Below are 16,392 nucleotides of genomic sequence, written 5' to 3'. Positions count from 1 at the left end.
TCGTGGCGGGATACGTGGAGGCGTCGTGGCCAATGGCCTGGGCCGCCCCGAGCAAGCGGGAGAAGCGGGGCGGCCTTTACCGCCCCTACCGGCCGGACCCGCTCGTCGGTCGCCCGCTTCTCATGCCGGCCGGCATCGCCGAGGAAGCCGCCGCGGTGGAACGATTCGTACGGCGGCTCATCGCCCATCCCGCAGGTCACGGCATCGATGGCCTGGCTCGGTTCCTGCTGAGGTCCGAGGCCATCGCGTCCTCCCGGATCGAAGGGCTCCAGGCGTCCCCGCAGCAGGTCGCCCTCGCCGAGCTGGCAGACCAGGACACCGGCGTGTCGAAGGGCTTCACCGCGACGGCAAGACTGGTCGCCAACAACGTGACCGCGTTGCGGCATGCGGTCACCGATCTGGTGACGGTCGACGCGGTCTCCGTCGCCCGCATCATCGCTCTTCACCAGGCGCTGCTGCCCGAGGAACGGCACCACGGGCTCCGGGAAGTGCAGAACTGGGTCGGCGGGAGCGAGTGGCATCCGCTGGACGCCGAATTCGTCCCGCCTCCGCCCGAGGACGTCCCTTCGCTCCTGGAGGATCTGTCGTCCTACATGAACGGGGCTGAGCACGCGGCCATCGTCCAGGCCGCTCTGGTTCACGCCCAGTTCGAGACCATTCACCCCTTCACGGATGGCAACGGCCGGGTGGGCCGAGCGCTCATCCACACGGTCCTCACCCGGCGAGGCCTGACGCCCAGCGCGATCCTGCCGATCAGCCTCGTCCTGCTCACGCGATCTGACGAGTACGTCTCGGGCCTCATGGCCTACCGCTATGCGGGGGACAGCACGTCCGCCGAGGCGCAGGCCGCCGTCGGCGCCTGGTTGCGTACCTTCCTGGCGGCCACGCGCACGGCGGCCGAACAGGCCGAGAAGTTCGCCGACGAACTGAGCCGACTACACGAGGAGTGGGTGGAGCGTCATCACCGTTTCCGCGAGTCCCAAGGTCTGCGCGCCGCTCCTCGTTCGGACTCGGCGGTCGCACGTCTTCTGGACCTGTTGCCAGCAGTGCCGGTCGTCACGGCGCGGACGGTCGAACGCCTGCTCGCGGTCACGCACCCCGCCGCACGCCAGGCTCTGGAGGAACTCGCGGGAGCCGGAATCCTTCATCCCAAGCAGGTTGAGAGGAATGCGCGTGGATACCTGGCGCGGGAGGTGTTCGACCTGCTCACCCTCACCGAACGCCGCCTGGCCAGTACGCGGTGGGACACGCGCGATTCAGCCCCCCGGCGCGTCGTGCCCGCCCGGCCGCAACGAGACTGACGAAACGAGACGGAGAACGGCGGGATATGGCAGAAGGCAAGCCGGTTCTGTATGTGATCGCGTGCGGGGGCCGGCCGGCGGGTGACCTCCCCGCCTTCGTCGAGCGCCTTCAGGCGGACGGCTGGACGGTCTGTGTGATCGCGACGCCGTCAGGCATGAAGTTCGTCGACGCCGAGCGGCTCAGCGCGCTCACGGGTTATCCCGTCCGGTACGACTACAAGCGGCCCGAGGAACCGGACGTGCTGCCTCCGGCCGACGCCATGGCGGTCGTCCCGGCGACCTTCAACACGACCAACAAGTGGGCCCAGGGCATCAGCGACACCCTGGCACTGGGCTTGCTGAACGAGGCCATCGGCCTCGGCCTGCCGATCGTCGCTGTGCCGTGGCCCAACCACGCGCTCGCGAGGCACCCCGCCTTCCCCGTCAGCGTGGCCCGGCTCAAGGAATGGGGCGTGCGAATGGTTCTCGACTGGGACCGGCTCCCCGCGCCCGATTCAGGCGTACCCGGAGTGGGTTCCTTCCCCTGGGACGATCTGCACGACGCTTTGCACGCCACGCGCGGCACGTTCGGCTCTTCGTCCGGTTGACACCTGCAGCCCTCGATCCGCTGCTCGACGCCGTCACCCCGTGCCCCGTCGGGCAGTCGCTGAGGCGGGCTCGACTTCCAACGCGCCGTCCAAGGAAGGACACCGGCACCATGACACAACCCGGCGACTACGGCCTGCCTGGGTCGCTGAACCGAGTGCTGAGCGACGTGGCAGCCGAACGGGCCGCCCAGGATGCGATGTGGGGAGTACAGGACCACGCCGACGGCACCGGTCCCGGGTACGGACCCGAGGCCGACCTCGCCAAGCGCGCCGTGACCGACGCCGCGGCCGAAGGCCGGCTGACCTGGCGGCACATCCTGCACGAGGAGGTGCTCGAAGCGTTCGCCGAGGACGACGCCGGCCGCCTGCGCGATGAGCTGATCCAGGTCGCCGCGGTCGCGGTCAAGTGGGTCCAGGACCTCGACAGACGCACCCGCTCGCAGGAGGCACCAGCACCACCACCGGTCACGGGCTGAGCCGTCTGCCCGAGTTCTTCTCCGTGAACGGGTTGAGGGAGGTCAGATCGCGGACGGCGGCCAGATGAGTGGGGAAGTTCGGATCGAGGAGACCCAGGAGGAGGACGACGGCCCAGGCGAGGGCGGCGATCAAGGCGCCGTCGTCGAAAGGAGACGGGAGCGTGAGGCCCAGCCGGTGGACGACGAGAAGAACGGCGAGGGGGACCAGGGCGATTATCAGGGTTCGGGTGGTCTCCACGACACGGGCGTGCCAGGTGCGGCGCGTGGCCTCGGGGGTGGTTTCGCGGATGGGGAGCCGGTCGTACTCGCCTAGGAGGATGGTGCGGGTCAGCTCGGCGATGCGGGTGCGGAAGTCGTCGTGGCTGGTCGGGGACGGCAGCGCGATCCAGAGTTGGAGGTCGGCGACCGCTTTCGAAGCCTCGATCGCACGGGCACGGACGACGGCCCTGGTCAGAGAGGTTCCGCCGCGGGCGGCGGCCGGGATCCCTGCCCGCAGGAGGACGGCGACCTTGGCCAGCAGGGTGAGGATCTCCTGACGAGCTTTGGGCGGGAGCTGACCACGACGGTCGGGTTCGGTGCGGGCGAGGATGGTCGTCAGGTGCTCGAAGAGGGGCTCGGCGGGAAAGGTGGGGGACTCGCGGTCCCACAGCCGCATCGCCCCCTGAACCGGAGCCCACGCGAGGATCAGTCCCACGCAGAAGACGCCGATGCTCTGGACGATCGGCATCCACCACCGGCCCGCCAGGTCGATGGCCGATGCTGGGCCGCTCGCGTAGCGGCCGTACAGGGCCACCGGAAAGCAGCCAAATCCCACCACGTTGACCAGCGGGTTGATGAGGAAGCGGAAGAGCAGGCGATGCCGGCGGTTCTCGGCCCAGGCGACGATCCCGAAGAAGACCACGAGGCCGCCGACGGCCGATCCGAGCTCCTGCCAGGAGTCGACGGAGAAGATCGTAACCAGGACGGTGCAGGCCACGGCGAACATCAGTAGCAGGGCGAGCAGAGACACATACCCATCGACGTTTCTCCGTCGGATCGACCAGCGGGCGGTGGACACCGCCGCCGACCGGTAGCGGCCGCGCAGGCGTGCGGGGTCGGTGGCGGGATCCAGGCTCCGGGCGAAGAGTGGCCAGGTGCCGTCCAGCTTCTTCGCCAGGCCGAACACCTCCGCGAGGTAGGGCCTCTCGTCCTCCACAGGGTCGGCCACAGAGCCGGCCACAGTGGCGGGCGCCGTGGTGGACGCGACGGGTTCGACAACGGGGGGTACCGCTTCTTCGGTCATGAGGTGGTCCTCACGGTGAGCGGATCAGGCAGGTGGCGGGACCTGTGGGAGGAGCGGCCCACCACACGCGGGTCGGACTGTCTGCAGACAGTACAAAGCAAGGAGACGTCGCGGTGGATACAGGATCGTGTCGGATGCGCGGTCATCGTCCCTCTCCGAGGAGGACGACTGGTGGCATCGGCTCATCGCGGGCCACACCGGTAGAGGTCGCGTTTCTGGAACACGCCGGGCATCACACGTCGGTCAGGGCCCGTACGCGGGCGGCGTCCTCGGCGGGGAGGGAAGGCGGAGCGAGGGCCTGGCGGGAGTCCATGGGGCGGTAGGCCGTACGAGACAGGCCGGTCCAGGTGAACGCGGACCGGGCCGGAGCCCGGCGGGACGTGCAGGCGGCCGCGACGCGGCGAGCGGCGCGATCGGTCCAGGGCAGGCCGCACCATGCGTACAGGTCGCGGAAGCCGTCGAGCGGTGCCGCGCACAGGTCCTCGTAGCGCACGACGCTGATGCCGGCGGTACGGCCGGCCACCGTGCGGACGACCTGGTGGGCGACCCGCCACAGCGTGGCCGTCCCCGCGATGACGTCCTGACCGCCGACGACGGACTCCAGCTCGGCGACGTACGGATGGTCGCGGACCAGGAGCGGCTGGCTCAGCAGTTCGCGGACGTCCACCGACCAGCCGAGCCGTTGCCAGCTTCCGGCGAACGACACGGGGTCGCGGACCACGACGACCACCCGGCAGCCGAGGCGGCTCGCGAACCATTCGGTGGACAGCAGCGCGAACGGGTCGTCGAGCAGCGCCCGCCGCGCGACCAACCGGCCGAGGGTGAAGGCGGTGCCGTATTTGGCCATTCTGGAGAGGTCGCCGGGCCGGTGGTTGCGGCGGATCTCGGCCCGCCAGTTGTAGCGCAGCGCGACCGTACGGGAGAACGCCGTCAGCCAGGGCGTCTCGTCGTCCGGGCAGACGTACTGGAACCGGTGCGTGACGGACGCGTCGAGCACGCCGGGGGAGCGGCCGGGCGGGCGCTGCGGGTTCAGCGGCTCGTTGACATAGACCAGCCGCCCGCTCGCCGTGAGCATCCGGCCCACCCAGCTCGTGCCGCTGCGGGGCAAGCCGGTGACCAGCACGGGCGGCCCGGCCGGTGTTGTCATGACGCCGCCCTCCCGGCGCCGCGCGTGTTCCCCGCCAGGCAACCGGCCGCGAGGGGCCTCTCGGTGAGGCGGCCCACGCCGAAGGGGCGCAGGCCGTAGCGGCGGGAGACCTGTACGGCGGGCAGCAGGTTCTTCACGAGCACGCCGCCCGACCATCCGAGCGCGGCTCCCAGCGCGCCGTGCGAGGGGACGAGCAGCACGTCGAGGGCGATCGTCACGGCGACGGCCGTGGTCACGTTGGCCAGGCTGGCGGCCGTACGTCCACCCGCGACGAGCACGACGTCGACCATCCCGCAGGCCGTGGCGACCATCATCGTGGCCGACAGGACGAGCGCGATCGCGACACCTCCCGCGTACGCGGGCCCGAACAGCGACAGCGCCCACGGCGCGAGCGCCGCGTACCCCAGCCAGAGCGGCCACGTCAGCCCGACCAGCCATCTTGTCGTGGTCCGGTACACCCTTCCGGCGGTGCCGAGGTCGCCCTCCGCCAGGGCCATGACCAGGCGGGCCTGCGCGGCCTGGGCAAGCCCCTGCCCGGCGAGCTGTCCCACCACCTTGAAGCGGGTCGCGGCGGTGTAGACGGCTGCGGCGGCAGGCCCGGCGAGCAGCGCGACCACCACCACGTCGAGCCGCTGGAACACCGACTGCACCGCCGCCGCCGCCGACCGGGGCGCGGTATGCCGCCAGAAGGCGCGCACGTCCCCCACGTCGTACGGCCCGAGGCCGCGCAGCCGTACGGCGGCGAGCGCCGCGCAGGCCACGGAGGGCAGTGCCCAGGCCGCCGCCAGCGCAGTCGGCGGAGCCCCGGCGAGGACGGCCGCGGTGACGAGGGCGAGCTGGCCGATCGGCTGGACGACCCCGGAGATCAGCAGCGTCGGCCGCATCGTGCCGAGGCCGCGGGTGGCACAGACCAGCACGTCGGACAGGACCACGAACGGCAGGGCGGCGGCCAGCACCGCCCAGACGCCGGGGGACACGCCGGTCAGCCCGGCCAGCGGGCCGGCCGCCAGCCAGACCCCGGCCGCGGCCACGCATGCCAGCGCCGCCACCGGAGCCAGGACCCCCCGCAGCAATCCCGCCGACGCTGCCGGAGGCATCCGTCGATGCGGTGCGCCTGCCGACACCCCCCGCGCCGATCCCGGCGACGCTGTTGGATGTGGTGTCCGTTGACGCGGTGCGCCTGCCAGGACTCTCTGCTCCGGTCCCGGTGACCCGGCGTTCAGCGTGGGCAGCGTACGGCTCCCGGCGAGAGCGTGGACGAGGCCGTTGCCGGTGTCGAGGCGTACGACGCCCGCGAGCATCAGGCACGCCGTGGTGGCCGTGAAGAACGCGCCGGCGGCGCGTGGTTCGAGCGTCCGCGTCACCACCAGCACGATCGCGAACTGCCCGGTCGCGGCCGTTGCGGCGGCGGCCAGACCGGCGGCGCCGTGCCGCGCGAGCCCATGCCGGAACAGCTCCCGGCGGAGCCGGCCAAGGCGGAACAGCCAGCGGTTCGGCTCCCCGGTCAGCGTCGCCACAACGGCACCGCTACCAGCCGTGTCGGGAGCGTCGCCTTCCCGCCCGCTCCGCCTGGCCGCGGCACGGTCAGCGTCGCCATGACGGGTCGGCTCCCAGCCAGCGGACGAGCAGGGTGTCCCACGGCTCGAAGTGCTCGTTCAGGCGGCGGCGCACCGACTCGGGCACGACGCCCGTACGCGGGCGGGCGTTGTGCCGTGCGAACTCCACGCCGCCGATCCGGGGCAGGTCCAGGAACTCCAGCACCCGGTCGTACGCGGAGGCCGGGTCGTCGAACATGCGCCCGCTGTCGAGCACGAGGATCCGGTCGCGGCCCAGGAGGGGCTCCAGCCGGGCCAGTTGCTCGGCGTACCGGCCACGGGCGAGATAGGCGTGGTGCCGGTGGGCGGCGCTCACGTAGCCGGGCACGTCGCGCAGTCGTTCGACCTCCCCTGCGAGGCGGAGCGGTTCGAGTTCGACGGCGCGCTCGAAGCTCGGCTCGGTTTCGTAGCCCCGGGCCAGTTCGTGCGCGTGGGCGGAGCAGGCCCGCTCGACCGGGTCACGGACCAGGACGATCAGCTTGACGCCGGGCAGGTCGGCGGCGATCCGGGCGCCCGCGAGGGGATGGAAGAGGTAGTAGGGGGTGGATTCAAAGGCCTGAACGCGGCCGCCGTGCCTGCGGCCCAGCGCCCTGGCCGTGGTCACCAGCGGGAAGTGGGCGCGATACCAGGGGAGGCCCCGGTCGTAGGCCATGTCGAAGTAGTGGACGCCCTTGCGCAGCACCGGCTTCATGACGAGCGGGTGGCGTGACAGGGCGCGGTAGAGCGAGGTCGTGCCGCACCGCTGTGCCCCGGCGATGAGGAACGAGGGGAGCACCCGCGCCTCCGTGGTGAGCCGTCCTGCGGCGAACGAGACCGCGTGGGCCGAGCGCTTCAGTACGGACGTCATGGTCGCCCCTTCCGTCGTCCCGGGACGGAAGAAGCTTTCCCGCGCGATCGGGCGCGTCCGACAGGATTCACAGGAGGCACTCCAGGTGGTCGATGACGGGGTTGAGCCAGCTGGCGGGGGACCCGAGCGGCTCGTGGCCGTCGCGGCGGTGCCGCTCGGCGAGGGTGATCAGGTAGTGGGCCGCCGTGCGACGCGCCGCGGTGGCGTCGGCGCCGAACGGCTCCAGGATCCGGCCCGCCTGGGCCAGGCAGGCGCGGGCGGCGACCGGGGGAGACATCCGGCGCAGCGCCCGGTGGAAGAAGTGGTGCAGCGCGTCGAAGCCCACGGGTACGCCGACGGCGAACCGCTCCCAGTCCCACACGAGCAGCCGTCCGTCCGCGCCCGCCGCCGTGTTCCACGGAGTGAAGTCCCCGTGCCACGCCGCCGTCCGGCCGCGGTCCGCGTACGGGCCGGCGTGCGGGTCACTGCGCAGATCGCTGTGCAGGTCACCGGGCGGGCCGTCGTGACGCATGGGTATGGGGCCGCCTGTGGCCTGGCGGGTGATTGGGCCGAGGGCGGCGATCTCCTGTACGGCCGAGGCGAGCAGGCCGGCGGGCACTCTGCGAGAGGTGACGAGGCGGGAGCTGACGGAGCGGAAGCGGACGGGGCGAGAGCTGACGGGGCGGGAGGTGACGGGCAGGGGTGACAGCGCCAGCACCTCCAGACCTCGCCACACACCCTGATGCAGGACGGTGGGCGGCACGACGACCTTGAGCGGCCGGTCGGCGAGCCCGCGCAGCACCTCGCCCTCGTGCCGCACCAGTTCACGCGCTCGCTCGGAGTCGCCGATCTTCACGAACGACACGAGCCCGGAGGCGTCGTACGCCTCCAGGACCGGCTTGCGGTTGGCCCGGCGGGCGGGCCTGACGTGGACGACGACGCGCACGCGGCGGCCGAAGACCTCGCTCAGGTGTGTCTCGATCGTGCCGGACGCCCCGCCGGTCAGCAGGCCGCGGCCCAGCGCCGCGTGCCACCAGGCACGGGGGACGACCCGCCGGGGGACGAGGCGGTGCGGCAACACGGTGCGCGCCGTCACCCCGGGGGGCCAAGGGCCGTCCGATCTCCCACCGGCCAGGTAGCGGCCGTGTCCCGGAGGGGCCGGGAAGCGGTCGCGTGCCTCACCGGCCGAAGAACGGGCGCGTCCCTCGCCGGACAGGATGCGGTCGCGTTCCCCGGCGGCCGGGATGTTTTCCCCGGCGGGCGGGAACAGCGCTTCCAGCACCTCGTCGAGGTAGCGGAGCCGGATGGTCGCGTCCCTCATGGCCGCCGCCGATCGCCGGGGAACGCACCGGTGGCCGTCGTGGCTCCGTTGCGCCAGAGGAGGGCGAAGGAGATCAGGTAGAGGGTCAGGGCGCTCACCAGCCCGTCGTAGACGACCATGTAGAGCAGCACGAGGATCATCACGAGCGTCCCCGCCTTGCCGATGGGCGACCGGTCGGCCCAGTAGCGCCGCACCGCTCCGGCGAAGAAGGCGACGTAGAGAAGCGCCCCCGTGAAGCCCTGGCTGATGAGCAGCAGCCACAGGTGCCCGTCGCTCCCGAGCGGGGGATGGCCGCAGTCGGGGCACCACGCGCTGCGGCCCGTCGTGGCCGTGCGGTGACTGCCGTACGCGGTGCGGGTGTTGCCGTAGCCGATGACCGGGGACGAGGTCGCGACCCGGACCGTGGTCGCGATCGTGAAGGCCCGGATGCCGTTGCTCTGTGGATTGTCCAGGCGCTGCGCGACGATCCCGCTCAGCGGCGACAGCAGGAACGCGACCCCGGCGACGGCCGCGACCAGGCCCGCGAGGAGAGGACGCCCACCCCGGACGGCCAGGTACGCCGCCGAGACGCCGAGCCCGATCCACAGGCCCCGGTTGAGCGAGTAGACGACCGGGACGGCCGCGACGGCGAGCAGCAGCACGGCCGCCGCCCGCCGGTACGGCCCGCCGTAGGTCCACCAGCCCACCACGAACCAGATCACCAGCACCGAGACGTCGCTGCCCCAGGCGTTGGCCCACTCGAAGGGCGCCTCCGGGCGCGGCGAGGCGTGCCCGAGCACGTGCTGCACCTGGGCCGCCGTCGGATGGATCAGGTTGGCGACGAACGGGTTGCCGCCGAGCCACGACGGCAGCGCCATCTCCAGTGGCGAGGTGAACTCGAAGCGCGGGACGAGTACGCCGAGCAGGCCGCCCGCGACGGCAGTCAGGAACAGCGCGCCGAGCCACCTCACCAGCGTGCGCTGCGGCAGCTCCGCCACGCTCAGGTTGCCCAGATAGAGCACCATGATCAGAAGGGCGACGTAGACCGCGAGCCGCATCAGGTAGCCGATGACCCGGCCGGTGCCGAGCTCGCCGTAGGTGCCGTCCGGGGTCTCGGCGAGCGTGAGCGCGCTGACGAGGTAGCCCACGAGCAGCAGCGCCCACAGGCCGAACCCCTTCGGCACCCTTATCGGCCGCCTGCGCCACAGCACCACCGCCATAGGCACGGCCAGCACCACCACCGACAGGGCCCCCAGGCCGAGCGCCCACCAGAGCGGATAGCCCAGCAGGAGCGCCCCGATCGGCCACGCCGCCGCGGACGTCCGCCCTGGTCCTGTCGCCGGTCCTGTCGCCGGTCCGCTCATCGGCACGCGGTGCCTGCCACGCGCCGGTTCATGTTCCGGTGCGGGTGGCGGGGCGTCCGCGGACTCCCGGCGCTTCGCGTGCGCGGGCTGGGCCGCGGGCAGCCGCCCGTTCCCGCCCAAGCCGTACGGCGCGGGGCCGGGAGACGCGGCGTACGGCGGGGGATCGATACGGCCGGGGAAGGCGGCGTGTGGCGTCGGTGACGTCAAGCGCTCCACCTCGTGGGCTCGGTGACGGGCTCGGGAACGGGCGGGGTGAATCCCTGAGGCACGGTGACCACCCCGAGAACCCGCGCTCCCTGCCGCCCGAGCTGCCGTACGGCCCGGGTGACCTCGGTGGAGGTCGTCCGCCTGAGACCGACGATCAGCAGGGCGGCGTCCGGGTGGGCGGCGCGGCCGGTCACGACCGTCACCGGCACGAGGTGGGCGAGCGCGGCGCCGAGTCCCCTGGCGAGCTGCCTGGCGGCGCCGTCCGCCCCGGCCCGCCTGGCCCCGCTGTCGGTCCCCGCCCGCCTGGCCCTGCCGCCGTCCCCGCCCCGCCGAGGTCCGGTGTCGGTCCCGACGCCCTCGATGAGCAGCCGGTGCGGTCCGCCGCCGAGAGACGTGGCGATGGTGGCGGCCATCTCGCCGAGGAGCTCCGGATCAGGTCTGACCGGCAGTTCGGCGAGCAGGGGCAGGCCGCACATCCGCTCGACGTCCGCACAGGTGCGCAGTCGCCGGTCCGTGTGGTCGCGGGCGAAGGCGGCGCCCGCCCCCGCGAGTATCCCGAGGAACAGGCCGCTGCCCAGATAGAGCGGAGGGCTGGGACTGCCGGGCCGCGCGGGCGGCCGGGCCGGGCTGATCACCGTGCCCGGCGTGACCGCGACCGTCCTGAGCGCGTCGTAGCGCAGGGTGAGATCCGACACCTGGCGGGCCAGCACGGCCTGCCGCCGGGCCGCTCCCAGCCGGGCCGTGGGATCAGCCTGCCCGGCCGTACGCGCGGTCTGACCAGTCTGCCCGGTCTGCGCGGCCGTCTGAGCGGTTCCGGCGGCCTCGTCCAGGTCGTCCTCGACCTGGCGCAGCCGCGCGGAGATGAGCTTGAGCTGGGCGGCGAGCGCGTCCTCGGCCGAACGGGCGCGATTGCGCAGGTACGCCTCCGCGTACGCCTGGGCGCCCGCCGCCGCGGCCCTGGGATCGTACGCCGTGTAGGAAATGGAGAGAACAGCGGAATTGGGTGGCACGTCCACCATGACGTGTTCCCGTAATTCCTCCGGATCCTGATATTTCAGAGTTCTGGCGGCAAGGGTGGATACGACCGCCGATCGGGCGACCTGTGATTCGGTGTCGAGATTGAGTGGTTCGCGTTGCCGGGTGCTCGGTGTGTTGAGTTGTTCCTGTACGCCGGTCGGCAGCACCTGCACCTGGGCGACCGCCGTGTACCGCGCGGGGGTCGCCGCCAGCGCCGCGGCCCCGCCGCCCACTCCGGCCAGCAGGCAGGCGGTCACGATCAGCCGCCTGCGCCGGAGCACCGATCCGTACTCCCCGATGTCCCGGCTGTGCGGCGGCAGGCTCATGGACCTCTCCGTGCGCTCGTTCGTCACCCCGCCGCGGTCGCGGCACAGCGGCGGCACGCCGTCGGAGACGGGCGCGTCCGCGGTCCCGGCGGCCCTCCGGCGTGACCCGATTTAGAACTATAGGCGGCGGCGGGCTTTCGCCCCCGGCTATTGCTGAATTTCCTCAGGACAATGACCGCCAATTAGCTACTTAAAACCCGCTATTTCGGTACACGTGAGATCGAGAAAACGGCCTCGGAATTCGGGGAATCGGTGGGATGGTGTTCACCCATCCATTGCGGGGACAGGGGGCGCGATGAGACGGATCGCCGGCATGGCCGTACTGGTGGCGGGGGCGTGCCTGACCGCCTGCGGGGGCACCGCGACGGGCGGCACCACCACAGGGGGCGCGGGACCGGGAGACAGCACGGCTCCGGGAGACAGCCGCGGGCCGGGAGACAGCCGCGGGCCGGGAGACAGCCGCGGGCCGGGAGACGACGCCGGCTTGGGCGGCATCGTGGGGCCGGGCAAGCCGGGGAACGGCGCCGCGCGGACGCAGGCCGCCTGCGCGGTCACGGACAAGCTGATCCCGACGTGCGGGGCGTGGTGGGGGATAGCGCCCGACGTCTTCTCCGGGCGCGGCCCGGTCCGGGCGATCGAGCTCGCCGAGAGGCGGATGGGCCGCAGGGCCGACATCGTGCACGTCTACCACCGGGGCGGCGAGCTCTTCCCGACCGCCGAGGAGCGGGAAGTGGCGAAGGGACCCCGGCTGCTGCTGGTCAACTGGAAGCCCGCGCTCGACCACACCTGGGCGGAGGTCGCCCGCGGCGACGTGGACGGGCGGATCGACCGGCTCGCCGACCACGTCAGACGCACCTTCCCCGGCCGGTTCTTCCTCACGATCCACCACGAGCCGGAGAACGACGTGCGCGAGGGCGGAGGATACTCGGCGGCCGACTACACCGCCATGTTCCGCCACGTCGTGACCCGTCTGCGGGAGCGGGGCGTACGCAACGCGGTGACCGTGATGACCTACATGGGCGCGCCCAACTGGGCGGCCAGGCCGTGGTTCGGCCGGCTCTACCCGGGTGACGACGTGGTCGACTGGGTGGCGTTCGACCCCTATGCCGACGGCCGGGTGGGCGACTTCGCCGCACTGGTCGACAAGACCCGTCCCGACGTGCCGGGCTGGCCGGGGTTCTACCGGTGGATGCAGGCCAGGTTCCCGGCAAAGCCGATCATGGTCGCCGAGTGGGGAGCGTTCGAGCGGCCGGACGCGCCGCACTTCAAGCGCGACTTCTTCGACTCCGTCGCCCGCCAGATCGGGAACTATCCCCAGATCAAGGCGCTGGTCTACTTCGACTCGCCGCTGGCGCCCCGGGGGGACACCCGGTTCGACACCACGCCCGGCGCCACCCGGGCGTTCGCCCAGCTCGGCCGGGACCGCCGCTTCACCTCCACGCCGGTGCCGGCCTCCTGACCCGCCCGCTCCACCGGCCGCGGCGGCGCTCCCCCGCGAGGCGCCGGAATCGGGCGACATGGGTCTTCACTCACCGTTCGGCCGATCTTCACGTCGGGCGTGCGGTCCGCGTCACGACGCGTTCCTAGCCTGAGCTGGTCGCAGACACCCCCTGTGGAGGACAGCCATGCCGTCCCGCCGGATCACCGCTCTCGCCGCCGCCCTCACGCTGTCCGCCGCCTCCCTGGGCCTGTGGGCCGCCGGAGGCCTCAGCGCCCAGGCGGCCACGTTGCCGACGCCCGACCACACGGTGGTCGTGGTCTTCGAGAACCACGCCTACTCCCAGATCATCGGCAGCTCCAGCGCGCCGTACATCAACTCGCTGAAGAGCGGCGGGGCCAACCTGACCGCGTTCTACGCCGAGACCCACCCCAGCCAGCCCAACTACTTCGCCATGTTCTCCGGGTCGACGCAGGGCATCACCGACGACTCCTGCTACACCCCCGGCTTCAGCTCCAAGCCCAATTTGGCGTCGGAGCTGATCGCGGCGGGCAGGAGCTGGGCCAGCTACAACGAGACGCTGCCCAGCCAGGGCTCGACCACGTGCAGCAGCGGAAACTACGCCCGCAAGCACAACCCCTGGTTCGGGTTCTCCAACGTGCCGACGTCCACCGCGTACACGTTCGCCCAGTTCCCCACCGACTTCACCAAGCTGCCGACGGTGTCGTTCGTCGTCCCGAACCTGTGCAGCGACATGCACGACTGCTCGGTGTCCACCGGTGACACCTGGCTGAAGAACAAACTCGGCGCGTACGCGACCTGGGCCAAGACCCACAACAGCCTGCTCGTGGTCACCTTCGACGAGGACAACCGGCTGAGCGGCAACCGCATCGCCACCGTGCTGTACGGGCAGCCGGTGCGGGCGGGATCGTCCTCCGGGACCACCTACAACCACTACAACCTGCTGCGCACCATCGAGGACATGTACGGCACCGCCCACGCGGGCAACGCGGCGTCGGCGTCGGCCGTCTCCGGCGTCTGGAACTGACCGCGTGTACCTCGCGGACAGTCGCGGCGCGCCCGCCGCCGTCGAGCACCGGGGACGGCGGTGGGCCGCGGTTCCGGGAACCGTGCTGGCCCTGGGCGCGGTGAGCCTGATCACGGACGTGTCGGCGGAGATGGTCACCGCCGTGCTGCCGCTCTACCTCGTCTCGGGACTGGGGCTGTCGCCGCTCGGCTTCGGCGTGCTGGACGGCGTCTACAACGGGGTCGGCGCCCTGGTGAGGCTGGCCGGAGGCCACCTCGCCGACGGCGGGGGCGGGCGGCACAAGGCGGTCGCCGTGGCCGGCTACGGACTGTCGGCGCTGTGCAAGCCGCTGCTGCTGTTCGCCCACACCCTGCCGGTGATCGGCGCGGTGCTGGCCCTCGACCGTACGGGCAAGGGCCTGCGTACCGCGCCCCGGGACGCCCTCATCTCCCTGGCCACCCCGCCGGAGCGCCGGGGGCGCGCGTTCGGCGTGCACCGGGCGATGGACACCACCGGGGCCCTCTGCGGGCCCGTCCTGGCGTTCCTGGTGCTGGGAGTGGCGGCGGAGGGCTATGACGCCGTGTTCACCGTCAGTTCCTGCGTCGCCGTGCTGGGCGTGGTGGTGCTGGTGCTCTTCGTCCCCGGCCGTCCCGCCCGTGCCGACGCGAACGTCAGCGCCGCCGCCGGCATCGAGGCCGACGTCAACGCGAACATCAACGCCGCCGACACCGCCGCCCACACCACGAGCGCCGCCGACGCCGCCGACGCTCGCGGGACCGCGGCGTCCTCCGGTCCGCTCCGGGTGACCGCGCTCCTGCGGATGCCCGGCGTACGGCGGCTTGCGGCGTGCGCGGTGCTGCTGGGGCTGACCACGGTGAGCGACTCCTTCGTCTACCTGCTGCTGCAGCGCAGGTTCGAGGTGCCCGCGCAGTGGTTCCCCCTGCTGCCGCTCGGGACAGCGGCAGCCTTCCTGCTGCTGGCCGTGCCCGCCGGCGTGGTCGCCGACCGGATCGGGCGGCGGCGGTTGTTCCTGCTCGGGCACCTGGCGCTGCTCGGTGCGTACGGGCTCGTGCTGGCGGCCCCCGGCGGGCCGCTGCCGGCGGTGGCGGTGCTCGTCCTGCACGGCGCCTTCTACGCGGCGACCGACGGCGTGCTGGCGGCCGCGGTGACCGGCCTCGTGCCGGAGGCGCTGCGGGCGAGAGGGCTGGCCCTGGTGGGCACCGGCCAGGCCCTCGCCCGGTTCGCCTGCTCGATCGCCTTCGGCGCCGCCTGGACGGCCTGGGGCGACGGCCCGGCGCTGGCCGTCGCGGCCGCGGGGCTGGCGATCTCCACCCCCGCCGCGATCGCCGCCCTGCGCCCGTCAGCGGGCCCGTCTGTGGACCCGTCTGCGGGCCCGTCTGGGGACCCGTCCGCCGGCTCCTCCGCGAGCCCCTCCCGGCAGCGGGCGACCTGAGCGTGCGACGAGAAGGGAACCCAGTGCCCGTCCCGCGCCGTCTGACGGTCCTGCTGGCCGCGGTCCTGCTCCTCGGGGGCCTGTCCGTCTGGGCGGTGGTGCATGCCGCCGCCCGGGCGGAGAGCCGGAGCCTGCCGCGGGCGGGGGAGCCCGCCGCCGGACCGGGAGCGGTCACGCTCGCGGCGGGACACGAGCGCAGGATGCTCTTCCGGACGATGGCGTGGGGTCCGCACCGCGACGAGGTGGTCTCCGTGCCCGCGGACGACCCGGGGGCGCCGCGCGTCTCGGCGGGGGTGCGGTGCCTGCGCTTCCACGCCTCGTCCGGCACCGGCGCCTGTCTCCAGGCCGTGCACGGCTCGCTGGGCGACACCTACCGGGCCGTGGTGCTCGACGCGCGCCTGCGGGAGCGGCGCGCGTTCCCCCTCGCCGGCATCCCCACCCGCACGAGGGTCTCGCCGTCCGGCCGCATGGCGGCGTGGACCGTCTTCGTGAGCGGCGACTCGTACGCGGGGACGAACTTCTCCACCCGCACCTCGATCCTGGACACGCGCACCTGGTCCCTGCAGGACAACCTGGAGACCTACCGCGTCGTCAAGGACGGCCGTCCCTATCACGCGGCCGACGTCAACCTGTGGGGGGTGACCTTCGCCGACGAAGGCCACTTCTGGGTCACCCTCGCGACCGGGGGCCGGACGTGGCTGGCCCGCGGTGACGTCGCCGCCCGCACCCTGACCACGGTCCGGCGGAACGTGGAGTGCCCGTCGCTCTCCCCGGACGGCACCCGCGTCGCGTTCAAGAAGCGGGTGCCCGGCCTGCCCGAGGACGCGCCGTGGCGGCTGTACGTCCTCGACCTCCGGACGATGCGGGAGACCCCGGTCGCCGAGCGGCGCAGCGTCGACGACCAGGCGGTGTGGCTCGACGCCCGCACGCTCGGCTACGCCCTGCCGGGGGACTTCGGCGCCGACGTCTGGACGGCGCCGGCGGACGGCTCGGGCGCCCCGCGCCGCCTGCTCACCGCGGCGCTCGCGCCCGTCGTCGTCGAGTGA

At 72.7% G+C, this 16,392-nt stretch carries 14 protein-coding genes; 7 read left to right on the top strand and 7 right to left on the bottom strand.

The genetic code is table 11. The features are described 5' to 3' along the window. The first annotated feature begins 2 nt into the window (after positions 1-2). From FED44_RS21295 to FED44_RS21285, 3 genes are all read left to right on the top strand, one after another. Positions 3-1,301 carry a Fic family protein gene (locus tag FED44_RS21295; RefSeq protein WP_208759106.1) on the top strand — a complete coding sequence of 433 codons (1,299 nt, stop codon included), beginning with the start codon at positions 3-5 and terminating at the stop codon, positions 1,299-1,301. A 26-nt stretch (positions 1,302-1,327) separates the two neighbouring features. After that, the gene (locus FED44_RS21290; RefSeq protein WP_138461809.1) at positions 1,328-1,888 is read left to right on the top strand and encodes a flavoprotein; all 561 of its coding nucleotides are present in this window, start codon (positions 1,328-1,330) and stop codon (positions 1,886-1,888) included. Positions 1,889-1,998: 110 nt separating this feature from the next. Then, complete coding sequence (locus tag FED44_RS21285; protein WP_138461808.1) at positions 1,999-2,364, top strand: hypothetical protein; 366 nt, start codon at positions 1,999-2,001, stop codon at positions 2,362-2,364. On the opposite strand, the gene FED44_RS21280 is transcribed toward FED44_RS21285, so the two are convergent. From FED44_RS21280 to FED44_RS21250, 7 genes are all read right to left on the bottom strand, one after another. Then, complete coding sequence (locus FED44_RS21280; RefSeq protein ID WP_138461807.1) at positions 2,354-3,646, bottom strand: hypothetical protein; 1,293 nt, start codon at positions 3,644-3,646, stop codon at positions 2,354-2,356. The genes FED44_RS21285 and FED44_RS21280 overlap by 11 nt on opposite strands. 232 nt (positions 3,647-3,878) lie before the next feature. After that, complete coding sequence (locus tag FED44_RS21275) at positions 3,879-4,793, bottom strand: sulfotransferase (RefSeq protein ID WP_138461806.1); 915 nt, start codon at positions 4,791-4,793, stop codon at positions 3,879-3,881. Next, positions 4,790-6,310, bottom strand: a complete 1,521-nt coding sequence (locus tag FED44_RS21270; RefSeq protein WP_187405972.1) for a lipopolysaccharide biosynthesis protein — start codon at positions 6,308-6,310, stop codon at positions 4,790-4,792. The genes FED44_RS21275 and FED44_RS21270 overlap by 4 nt, the downstream gene beginning before the upstream one ends. Before the next feature lie 67 nt (positions 6,311-6,377). Beyond that, positions 6,378-7,235, bottom strand: a complete 858-nt coding sequence (locus FED44_RS21265) for a sulfotransferase domain-containing protein (protein ID WP_138461805.1) — start codon at positions 7,233-7,235, stop codon at positions 6,378-6,380. Between the two features lie 67 nt (positions 7,236-7,302). Then, entirely contained in the window at positions 7,303-8,535 is a 1,233-nt protein-coding gene (locus FED44_RS21260; protein ID WP_117409260.1) for a hypothetical protein, read from the bottom strand. Beyond that, positions 8,532-10,085 carry a hypothetical protein gene (locus FED44_RS21255; protein WP_244302123.1) on the bottom strand — a complete coding sequence of 518 codons (1,554 nt, stop codon included), beginning with the start codon at positions 10,083-10,085 and terminating at the stop codon, positions 8,532-8,534. The genes FED44_RS21260 and FED44_RS21255 overlap by 4 nt, the downstream gene beginning before the upstream one ends. After that, positions 10,082-11,428, bottom strand: a complete 1,347-nt coding sequence (locus tag FED44_RS21250; RefSeq protein WP_138461804.1) for a Wzz/FepE/Etk N-terminal domain-containing protein — start codon at positions 11,426-11,428, stop codon at positions 10,082-10,084. Before FED44_RS21250 ends, FED44_RS21255 begins: the two co-directional genes overlap by 4 nt. 295 nt (positions 11,429-11,723) lie before the next feature. Here FED44_RS21250 and FED44_RS21245 point away from each other — a divergent pair, with 295 nt between their 5' ends. The 4 genes from FED44_RS21245 to FED44_RS21230 all read left to right on the top strand — a co-directional run bounded on the left by FED44_RS21245 (position 11,724) and on the right by FED44_RS21230 (position 16,392). Further along, positions 11,724-12,887: a glycoside hydrolase family 26 protein gene (locus FED44_RS21245; RefSeq protein ID WP_244302122.1), complete on the top strand. Its 1,164-nt coding sequence runs from the start codon at positions 11,724-11,726 to the stop codon at positions 12,885-12,887. Positions 12,888-13,053: 166 nt separating this feature from the next. Beyond that, on the top strand, positions 13,054-13,914 hold the full coding sequence (locus FED44_RS21240) for an alkaline phosphatase family protein (RefSeq protein WP_117410527.1): 861 nt from the start codon (positions 13,054-13,056) through the stop codon (positions 13,912-13,914). 4 nt (positions 13,915-13,918) lie between these two features. Continuing rightward, positions 13,919-15,346: an MFS transporter gene (locus FED44_RS21235; protein WP_138461803.1), complete on the top strand. Its 1,428-nt coding sequence runs from the start codon at positions 13,919-13,921 to the stop codon at positions 15,344-15,346. 23 nt (positions 15,347-15,369) lie between these two features. Continuing rightward, positions 15,370-16,392, top strand: a complete 1,023-nt coding sequence (locus FED44_RS21230; protein WP_138461802.1) for a TolB family protein — start codon at positions 15,370-15,372, stop codon at positions 16,390-16,392.

The organism is Microbispora triticiradicis (assembly GCF_005864065.1).
Classification (GTDB): Bacteria; Actinomycetota; Actinomycetes; order Streptosporangiales; family Streptosporangiaceae; genus Microbispora; species Microbispora triticiradicis.
The sequence above is the reverse complement of the archived record's forward strand: the minus strand, read 5'-3'. Positions and strand labels throughout refer to the sequence as shown.